Below are 11500 nucleotides of genomic sequence, written 5' to 3'. Positions count from 1 at the left end.
AATATCCTTTAAATTTAAGACTAAAGAGCAAAAGCTCTTTAGTAACTTACGCCTCTAATATCGCGCCGTTGCTTGCGTTTGTGACTAGTTTTTGATACTGCCTTAGCCAGCGAGAGGTTAGCGCTTTATCGACTGGCTTAAATTCCGCTCTTCTCTTTGCGATCTCAACCTCGCTTAGGCGGACGTTTATCTCGTACTTATCAACGTCTATATCGATGATGTCGCCATCTTTTAGTAAGCCTATCATGCCGCCTTCAGCTGCTTCTGGGCTTACGTGACCGATACTTAAACCCCTTGTCGCCCCGCTAAAGCGACCATCTGTGATGAGCGCTACGTCTGCGCCAAGTCCTCGTCCCATGATGAGCGAAGTAGGGCTTAGCATCTCTTGCATGCCAGGGCCTCCGCGTGGGCCTTCGTAGCGGATGACGACGACGTCGCCTTTATCTACTTTGCCGCTTGAGATGCCAGCTATCGCTTCATCTTGTGAGTTAAAGCAGACCGCTTTGCCGCTAAATTTACGCTCGCCAACGATGCCAGCTGTCTTGATGACACAGCCTTGCTCGGCTAAATTTCCAAACAAAATGGCAAGTCCGCCAACTTGTGAATAGGCATTTTCTACCTTGTGGATGACGCTCTCATCTTTGATGTCGCTAGATTTTACGCGCTCACCCAAAGTCTCGCCGCTCACTGTTAGATTGTCTAAATTTAGCATGCCGTGGTCTCTGCGTGAAATTTCTTTTATCACTGCATTCATACCGCCAGCTCTGCCGACATCCTCCATATGCACGTTTGGCAAGCTTGGGCTGATCTTAGCGATGTGAGCGATGTTTTGGCTGATCTTATTTAGCTCTTTGATGTCTAAATTTACGCCAGCTTCTCTTGAGATGGCTAGCATGTGAAGGACGGTGTTGCTGCTGCCACCCATCGCCATATCAACGACAAGTGCGTTGCGGATCGCCTTTTCATTTAGTATGTTTCTTATCTTAAATTTCTCATCAAGGGCGATCTGGCAGATCCTGCGAGCAGCTTGCCTGATGAGCTCCTCACGCTCTGGAGTTAGCGCTAGGATGGTGCCGTTGCCAGGGAGTGCTATGCCCATCGCTTCGCAAAGTGTGTTCATAGAATTTGCCGTAAACATACCGCTACAGCTGCCGCCACTCGGACATGCATTGCACTCGATATCTCTTAGCTCGGCCTCGTCTATCTCTTTGGTCTCAAATTTACCAACCGCCTCAAACGCAGTCGCAAGATCGATCGGTCTGCCATCTTTTGTGTGGCCTTTTTTCATAGGACCGCCGCTTACGAAAATGGTCGGGACATTGACCCTTAAAGCGCCCATGACCATGCCAGGGACGATCTTGTCGCAGTTTGGCATACAAACAAGCGCGTCAAGTGCGTGCGCGTTCATCACGGTTTCGATAGAATTTGCGATGATCTCGCGGCTAGGCAAGCTATATAGCATGCCCTTATGCCCCATCGCGATGCCATCATCCACGCCTATGCAGTTAAATTCAAACGGCACACAGCCATTTTTGCGAATTTCGTCTTTTAAAATTTGAGCGTATTTGTTTAAGAAAAAGTGCCCAGGGATAATCTCTATAAAGCTGTTTGCAACGCCGATAAATGGCTTAGCAAAGTCCTCGTCTTTTAGCCCAGTCGCACGTAAAAGTGAGCGGTGTGGGGCTCTTGTATAGCCTTTTTTTATTATGTCGCTTCTCAAAATTTGATCCTTTTTTTAAAATTTGAGAGGATTTTATCACATCTAAAGTATCAAAAATTTTAAAAGTTTTTACAAAATTTAAAAGAAAATTTTTAATAAGTTTTATAACATAAATAACACGTTAAATTTAACTCTCGCTTAAAAGATAAGACGTATAAAATGAAATTTGCCTTATTTTGATCAAAATGATATATAAATTGATAACGTAAAATTGTCATACATGTGTCACAAATGCCGAATTTAAGGGCTTTATTGTACCTGGGTACAATATACATGAATTATAAAATTTATTAAAATGCGAGAAAAAATTTAACAAGGATGAAAATGGCAGCAAAACTAGGAAGTATAAAATCAATTTCAGGTCAAACTGAAGTGATCGCAGTCGATAAAAGTGGAAACGAAAGAATTTTAAAAGTTGGCGATAGCTTGTATGAGGGCGAGAGCATAAAGACAACTTCAGCTGATGCGAAGGTAGTCATCGCTGCAAATGACGGCAAGGAAGTCTCTATAGTAGGCGAAGATACTATCTCACTTGATCCAAAAGAGGCGGCAAACGCACAAAGTGCCAATCCAGAGGTTGCAGCGCTTCAAAACGCTCTTTTAAATGGCGCAAACATTACAGATCTTGAAGAGACAGCTGCTGGTGGTAATGCAGCAGCTGGCGGTGCTGGCGGAGATGGCGTAAGTCTAGGCGCAGCTAGCTTTGCTGAGGGTGGCCACTACGCAAATATCAATGAAAATTTTAGAAATTTAACTGATGCAAATAGAGCTTTTGACTCTTTTAATAGCCCAATCGGCGGCTATGCTGATAATGGCGACAATGGCGAGAACGATAATGTTGCACCGCAAAACCCAGCAAGCCCAACAAATCCTGTAACCCCTGTAATACCGGTTACTCCAGCTACTCCAGTCACTCCAGCAACCCCTGTGGCACTAAGCGTATCGCTTGAAGGTAGCGGCGAGGCAAGAGAGGCGACTCCCAACGAGTATCTAGTCTATAACCTAGGCCTATCAGCTGCTACAAGCTCAACTACACCTACTGATCTAACGCTAAATTTAAGCGGTGCAAGTGCAAGCAGAGACTACTCAAACGCTATGGAGTACTCACTTGATGGCGGACATAGTTGGACAGCGATACAAAATGGTGGCACGATAAGCGGCGTCGCGCCAAGCGATATCGCAAATGTAAAGGTTAGAGTGCAGGTTATCGACGACTACGGTCAAACAGCAGGTAATCAAAACGAGGGCACAAGCAGTGAGGATCTAGGCGCAAATATCGCTCCTGGCATAAAAGACTACGGCGTTTATAAAGAGGGTGTAACTCTTAGCGTGACTACAAACAACGCTGCTATCACATCTGGCACGGCTGAGGGCAAGATCATCGATAATGATGACAATATAAATATCACAGAAAATATAGATGCATCTACAGAGGGCTTAAACCCTGCTCTTGTAAATTCTGACCCAGACAATGGCAACACTATGAAAACTATCATTGACACAAAAGATGGTGATGATACGATAACTATAAAAGAGGAAGTCTATTTTTCAAGTGGGTTATATGATCTAAAAGAAAATGCCAATGATGTTATAAAAATGGGCGATGGCGACGATGTGTTTAATACTGGAAAAGATGCTGTTGTAGAAAACACTAGGATAGACCTTGGAAACGCTGGTGGAGAGAAAAATCAAGATACACTCAATATAAATGGAACTGTTATAACAGATACAAGATTTACAAGCCACGATGGCAATGATGTATTTACTATAAAAGATGATTCTGGTCCAAGCCTTAGTAGTACGATTTTGGACAATGTCTTGTTTAAAACAGGAAGTGGCAACGACACTGTAAATATCGAAAAAAGTGATAATCATCAGCTTATAAAAAATACAAAAATAGACACTGGTGCTGATAACGACACCGTAAATATTAAAAGCGATATGTATGCTTACGTTACTAATAACGGAACAACTGATGAGACTGAGTATGCAGGAAGCAGAACTGATAGCTTTATAAAAACAGGCGAGGGCGACGACACTATAAATGTAACTGACGCAAGTATCAGGAGAGTTGATATCGATACAGGCGACTCAGACACAGGCGATATGCTAAATTTCATCAGTGCAGGCATATATAACTCTGAAATAAAAAGTGGCAATGGTAATGATAAGATCGTACTTCAAGATACTAAAGCAGATGTCATGGATATCTACACAGGTGAGGGCAATGATAGTCTAACTATCAAAGGCAGCACTGAAATAAAAAATAATAGCGCCACACATAATGACCCTATAAGCTCACCAGCTCACGTGGCAAATCCAGTAGCTAATCAAGCTGGAATTTACTCAAACTACATAGAGATGGGCAAAGGTCGCGATACACTAACTATCGAAAGAGGCGCTGAAATTTCAAACACTAAGATAAACACTAGCTCAGCTGATGCTGGAGTAAGTGACGATAGAGACAGCGTAGATGTTACTGGCGCTAAATTTAACAACGCTGCCATTGAGACTGGATATGGTGATGATGAGATAAATTTAAAAGATGTCACCATGATCTCAAACGATGGATATAGCACATATATCGGTGCAGGCGGCGGAAATGACACTATTAACGTCTCTGGAAATAGCTCATTTGACAAGGCTATCATCTACACAAATGGCGGAGATGACCGTGTAAATGTCGATGGTGATGTTTCTATGGTGGATTCAAACATCATGCTTGAAAATGGCAACGTAACGCTAAATGTCGCAAGAGCTACTGGTCTAGTTGATACAAACATAGAGGGTGCAGGCGTTGGAAATGCTGGCGTAAAAACCGTGACTATCGATAACGCTGAGCTTAGAAGGGTTACTATAAATACCGCAGATGACGGCGATAGCGTGACTATCGGAGCTGGCACTCATGATAATACTGATGTTAAAATTTTCACTCAAGGCGGAGACGATACGATAAATATCAACGCTGATCTAACTGGCACATCAAGTGTAAATTTAAGTCCAGCTGCAGGCGAAGCTGCGCATGACTACGATGCATCAAACATCAACTCAGGCAAAGGCAACGACACTATCAATATAGCTGATAACGTGACACTAACCAACACCTACCTTTCAGGTGGCGACGGCAATGACTTAGTCGATCTTGGCAAGGACGTAAGCCTAAATGGCACTGCTATAAATGGAGGCGATGGCATAGATACGCTAAAAGTTCATGACGCATCATTTAATACGACAAATGCCGGCAAGATAAGTGGCTTTGAGGTGCTTGATATGTCAGACGCTAATGAGGACTTTACGTTCTTCCATGCGTCTGATATCGCAAATTTCATAAAAAATGTCGGTGGTGAAGGTGCAACATCGCTAATCGTAAAAGGCGTAAAAGGTGTTGGCACATTTACAGAGGGTTCATCTGAAGTAGCAGGTGCTTCTACTGAAATTAGCAACGGATATGTATATAACGTAAATGAAGGCGGTCAGACATTTACGCTTACTATACAAAATGTCAATGTAAACGAATTAATGTAAAATTTAGACCCACTTTTTGGGTCTAAACTCCCCTTGCTTCATTTAATAAAATTTTTTATACAAAAAGCCTAAATTTAGGCATTTCTTTTGATAATCAATATAATTTATATTTCAATGTGATTTAAAAACGCTTATTAAAATCCAAAAGTCAATTTTTTTAAGAAAGGATTAATATGAGCGTAGAAGTAGCCGACAAAGAGGGGTTAAATTTAAGCGGTGGCGTGAGCCAAAATGGCGGGCAAAACGACCCTCACGTGAGGATCATAGAGGAGATAAAGTCACTTGAGATACTTGAGCCTGAAAAATTTCTTGCTGAGCTATACGGACGAAGGGTGGCAGATGCAAGGCCAAAAGCGCAGGATCAAATTTTAAACATCGCAGACGCAACCACGAGTGCAAACGATGTGCGTTTTGACAATGGCAACGACATAGTCGATATGACAAGATCTATCATAAATGATGCCAAGATAGACGCAGGAGATGGCGACAACAAGCTAAGAATTCACGATAATATCGAGGTTAGAGGGCTTAGATTTGACGCTGGAGCCGGCAATGACGATATAGAGATAAGAAACAACGTCGGCATAAAAGATCATACGCTTTTATATACAAATGACGGCGATGATAGCGTGAAAATTTATGGTGCGACGATGGAAAATGCTGCCATTCATACAGGTCTAGATAACGACGTTATAGATATCCAAAGATGTGAAATCAAAAACGGTGCAGATATAAGGCTTGGCGGAGGAAATGACACTATAAACACCGACTGGGTGGGCTTTTTTGGTGATACGAAAATTTCTCTTTCAAGTTTTACAAATCCAAACGAAGTAGATACGCTAAATATGGACAACACTATCTTTAACGGACACACTACTATCGAAGCAAACGACGGCGAAAAGACCACTATGAATATAAAAGTATGCGGTGGAGACGGCGAGATAGATATAAAAGGCTCGCACGCAAATTTAGACCACACACCGCTTTTTGATATGAATTTTCTTGGGCCAAAATTTATGGGTGACGTTAAATTTGACGGCAGAAATAACAAAGTCAATATGCATATAGACGACTCAGAATTTCATGGTAAAAATAACGAATTTTACTTCTCAGATAATCAAAACGATACTTTAAATGTGACATCAGCTATCATAAAAAATTCTAAATTTTATCTAGGTGGTGGAGACGATACAGTTAGTTTAACTATGACAAGAACAGATATAGATAATAATACTCAAATATTTGGTGGCAAGGGCTATGATACTCTTGTGCTTGATAATAATATCGACTTCTCAAAAGTCTCTGGTTTTGAAGAATTAAAAGTAACGAGCGGTGCTTATGTGACATTAAATGGCAATGATGTGGCTCATTTGAGTGACATTTTAGACAATGGCTCTAATGTAGTTAAATTTAGTGAAGCCCATGGCACTGTAAAACTTAATGGTTTTAGCGAAACTAGCGGAGCAGAAAATGGCTACCACAGATATGAAAGTACCTATAATACGCACTTAGCAGACGGTAGCGAGCATCAAGGCACAGTCTATATAGATATAAAAGAGGACATTCACGTCGATCTTTAAAATTTAGATCCCTTTTGGGATCTTGCTTACATTTATCAAAACTTAATTTTTAAAACCCACTGCAACAGAGTAATCTTAAGAATTAACATCATATTTATATTACTTTATATTTAAAAGAAATATTTATAATGTGTCAAATTGATTTTAAAGGAGGCAGCGATGGCTGTTAAAGTAGGTGTTATTAAAAACATTCTTGGCTCCAAGGAAGTAGTAGTTATAGATAAAAATGGCAACGAAAGAGTTGTTGTCGCGGGAGATAGTTTATACGAGGGCGATGTTGTTAAAGCAAACGGCGCAAAGGTAACTATCGCATCAAACGACGGCAAGGAGTTTGAGCTAAAAGATGGCGAAACTCTAAATTTAAATAACGACCTTAGCTCAGACAAAGAGGTAGCAGCTATACAAAAAGCCCTTTTAAAAGGTGAAAATTTAGCAAATCTCGAAGAGAGTGCCGCTGGTGGCAATAGCGGTGGCAGAGGCGGTGACGGCGTGAGCCTTGGCGAGACAAGGTTTGAGCATGGCGGTCATGAAAGCTCTGATGTATCAGCTAGCTTTAGATCACTTTCAGATACTTTTGGCGCTGTAAAACTAACTAACCAAGAGGTAAAAGGTGGCGGTAGTGATGTTTTTGATGGTTCAGATAGTGATATAAATTCTGCCATTGCACCTGTAGCCCCAGTTGAGCCATCACAACCAGAAAATCCAGCTCCAACTCCGCAGCCTAAACCGGTTGAGCCAGTAGAACCAAAACCAGAACCAGAAAATCCAACCCCACAACCGGAGCCAAAACCTGAGCCAACTCCGGAGCCAAAACCAGAACCAAAACCTGAGCCAACTCCAGAACCACAACCAAAACCTGAGCCTAAACCAGAGCCGACCCCACAACCTGAGCCAAAACCTGACGAGAGCAAAGATATAGTTAAAAATATCTCGGTTGAAGATAAGTCAGAATTTGGCTACGAAAAGAGTTCAGACCCAAGAAGCTCAAACGACAAATCATACCTAGAGTACAACCTAAAAGGTGAAGTAGCGGAGGCTGATGCTGATAAAAAGGTAGATGTGACGCTTAAATTTGGCGGAGAGGCAACTGCTGGCAAAGACTATGAAAATGCAGAGTACTCGCTAGATGGTGGTAAAACTTGGCAAAAGCTAGATGATAGTGGCGTGATAAAAGATGTAAGAGCTGGCGATATAAATAAAGTAAGCGTGCGTGTTGAAGTGGCAAACGATCACGACCAAAATGAAGGCACACTTGACACATCAGAGAAAATTTTCACAGATGTAGATAAGGGCGTAGAAAACAATGGCTACTTTAAAGAGAGCGTTTCGCTAGAAGTTAGCATAGGTGGCTTAAAAGCATCAAATAGCGAAAAAATAGTAGATAATGATCATGATATCACTGTAAATAACCAGTTTAATAATGATAAATCTTTTGACGTTACATTTAAAGATAATGGCGACAATACACTAAATTTCAAAGATGCGACGATAAACCACAAAGCTGGTGACGTGGCTAGCACTATAGTCTTTGGCGATGGCAGCTATCTTAATGAAGGTAAAGATACCATCAATGCCGATAACTCAAATTTAAACTGGCTAAATATCAACACCCAAGGCGGAGATGACACCATAAATATAAATGGTGGAAGACACGAAAGACTTCACGTCGAAACTGGTGCAGACAACGACACTGTAAATTTAAACGGCGGAACTTACATAGGCACCGATCCTTATCAAAGTGGCTTCACGCTTGATAGCGGAAACGATGTATTAAATTTAAATGGCACAAAAGATGATCATGTGAAAATGACAGATATGTACCTAAGAACTGGCTCAGGCGAGAAAGATGAGATAAATATCAAATACGCTGATATCGACTCAACATATAAAAATTCAGCCAACCACATCGAGGCAGAGGCGAAAAACAACACCATAAATGTTGAAAACTCAAATTTAAAAGGTATCAACATAGGTACAGAGACAAACACAGGTACCGATGTAAATAGAAACCCACTAAATTTCGATCTAAATTTGAAATCATCTACCCTAGATGATGTAAATCTCAACACTATCTACAAAACTCACGTAGTAGTTGAAGATACAAAGATAAATGGCAACTACCCAGAAAATGCCACAAAGTGGAATTTTGCAGATACAGATGATACTTTAGAGCTAAGATCAGGCACATTAAACGATATGACGGTTAATCTTGGCAACGGCGAAGATAAAGTCATCGTCACAAAGGATATGAAGCTTAATGGCTACACTGCGATAAATGGTGGTACTGACTACAAAACCGATACGCTTGTGATAGATGGTAATGTTGATTTTAATAAATTTAAGAGCTTTGAAGAGCTACAAGTGACTGGCAAAGAGAAGGTCAGCCTAAAACTAGAAGATCTATATGATATGCTTGACATTAAAAATAATGATAGCAAACATATCTTGACAGTTACAGAGGCAGCTGGCGGAGTAGAGCTAGCAGGCTTTAAGCTTTCAGAGTATGGAAGAGGTTTAAAAGAAGGCTTTACAAGATATGAGGCCGACTTTGGTTTTCAAAATAACGGTAGATCTTATACGGAGAAAGGCTATATAGATGTAAAAGATGGTATCAATGTCGATCTTGGTGCTAAGCCAGAGCCTACTCCTATTGAGCCAGTCGAGCCTGTAAATCCAGCTCCACAACCTGAGCCTAAACCAGAGCCAAAACCAGAACCAGCTCCGCAACCAGAGCCAAAACCTGAACCACAGCCTACGCCTGATCCAGAGCCAGAATATATAAATGAATACGACTCAAAATATGTAAAAGACATAGGCATATATGGCAAACGAGGCTTTCAGATCGAAAACCATGAAAAATCGAATATGTGGGAACATAACAATTTAATATTTGAGCTAAGGGGTGAAGTGGCAGAGGCTGACGCGGATCAAAAAATCGATGTGAAGCTTAAATTTAGTGGAGAGGCGACTTACGGCAAAGACTACGATAAAATTCAGTACTCACTTGATAATGAAAACTGGATAGACCTAGATAGTAGTGGCGTCATAAAAGGTCTAAGAGCGGGCGATATCAACAAAGTAGTTGTTCGTGCAAATGTAATAGACGATAAAGAGCTAAATGAAGGCAAGCTTTTGTCTGAAAATAGTGAAAAATTTTATGAGAGCTGGGATAAAGAAAAGTTATTTAAAGATGCAGATAAGGGCGTTGAAAACAATCACTACTACAGCGAGAGTGTGATCTTAGAATTTAGTATAGATAACGCTAAATATACGTATGAGGGTGGCATCATAGATAATGACCATATAACAACTGTAAATAGCGAATTTCACAACGACAAACGCTTTGATGTAGAGTATCTTCAAAATGGAGATAATGTCTTAAATTTCAACAATGCAACCGTAAGTCATAAAGAAGGAGAAGAACCTAGTAAGATCCATTTTAGTGAAGTATATAGTAACTCTGGAGACACTGAGGTCAATATCAATAGTTCAAATTTAAATTGGCTTGATATTAGAACTAATACTGGAAAAGATAAGGTTGAAATCAATAACTCAAATTTAAATAATGTCACTATCGACACCCGTAACGAGAACGATACTATAAATATAAATGGCGGAACACACGAAAAAGTTGAGATCAATGCAGGCTTTGGCAATGACGTCATAAATATAAATGGTGGAGTTTTTAACAAAGAGACCATCTATCTTGGCATTAACAGCGATATCTTAAATATAACAGGTACAAAAGCTGATCATGTAAAAATGACAGATATTCACATAAGCACTAATGCTAATAAGTTTAATGGTGCCATACAATGGGTTAGTAATGAATTAATTAAAGGCGATGAAGACGTTATAAATATCAAATACACTGACATTAACTCAACAACATCAGCAGAAAAAAGTGCGATCTATGCAGGATCATCAAAAGGTACTATAAATATAGATAGCTCAAACCTTGATAATGTAGAACTAAATGGAGGCAGTAGAGTCCCTTCATTTGGAGAAACTTATCATACAGATATAAATTTAAAGTCATCTACCCTAAAAGATGTAGATATCATGGCTTATATAAATGAAATGCATGTGGTAGTTGAAGATACTCACGCATCAGCTAGTGGTTTGCCAGCTGAACACCATGCGAACTGGATTTTGAGTGGACATGAAAATGCAAAAGATTATTTGGAGCTAAGATCTGGAAGCTTAACTAATATTAAAATAGATCTATCGGATGGCAGTGATAGTGTCTTTATATCTAAAGATATGAAGCTTGAGGGTGGCACTAGCATTCTTGGTGGATACTCAGACAATAGAAGTCGCTATGATCACGATACGCTTTTGGTTGATGGTCAGATAGACTTTACAAAGGTTAAGAGCTTTGAAGAGTTAAAGGTTACTAGCAATGAAAAGGTCACTCTAAAAGCTCTTGATATAGCTGATATGCTTGATGTCGGACACGAACATAGTAATAATTTGCTTCAAATAACCGAGGCAAGTGGCGGAGTAAAACTTGAAGGCTTTAGTAAATCTGCTGCTAATGCAGTAGAGGGCTTTGAAAGATATGAAGCGAATTACGGCACAACTACAGCTTATATCGATGTGAAAGAAAACATCCACGTCGATCTTTAAAATTTAGACCCTTTTTGGGTCTAAATTTCTTCTATATAAATTTACA

4 protein-coding genes are annotated in these 11500 nt (G+C 40.2%); 3 read left to right on the top strand and 1 reads right to left on the bottom strand.

Annotation, left to right across the window (positions count from 1 at the left end; genetic code table 11):
• Positions 1 to 46: 46 nt before the first annotated feature.
• Positions 47 to 1720, bottom strand: coding sequence for a dihydroxy-acid dehydratase (gene ilvD, locus CVT07_RS09680; RefSeq protein WP_107935968.1), 1674 nt, complete (start codon positions 1718 to 1720; stop codon positions 47 to 49).
• A 324-nt stretch (positions 1721 to 2044) separates the two neighbouring features.
• On the opposite strand from ilvD, the gene CVT07_RS10225 reads away from it, so the two are divergent.
• From CVT07_RS10225 to CVT07_RS09665, 3 genes are all read left to right on the top strand, one after another.
• Positions 2045 to 5245: a retention module-containing protein gene (locus tag CVT07_RS10225; protein ID WP_159071295.1), complete on the top strand. Its 3201-nt coding sequence runs from the start codon at positions 2045 to 2047 to the stop codon at positions 5243 to 5245.
• Between the two features lie 173 nt (positions 5246 to 5418).
• The gene (locus tag CVT07_RS09670) at positions 5419 to 6825 is read left to right on the top strand and encodes a hypothetical protein (protein WP_107935966.1); all 1407 of its coding nucleotides are present in this window, start codon (positions 5419 to 5421) and stop codon (positions 6823 to 6825) included.
• 159 nt (positions 6826 to 6984) lie between these two features.
• Complete coding sequence (locus CVT07_RS09665; RefSeq protein WP_196375731.1) at positions 6985 to 11454, top strand: hypothetical protein; 4470 nt, start codon at positions 6985 to 6987, stop codon at positions 11452 to 11454.
• Positions 11455 to 11500: the final 46 nt, after the last annotated feature.

The sequence above is a fragment of the Campylobacter concisus genome, from assembly GCF_003048875.2.
Classification (GTDB): Bacteria; Campylobacterota; Campylobacteria; order Campylobacterales; family Campylobacteraceae; genus Campylobacter_A; species Campylobacter_A concisus_AU.
The sequence above is the reverse complement of the archived record's forward strand: the minus strand, read 5'-3'. Positions and strand labels throughout refer to the sequence as shown.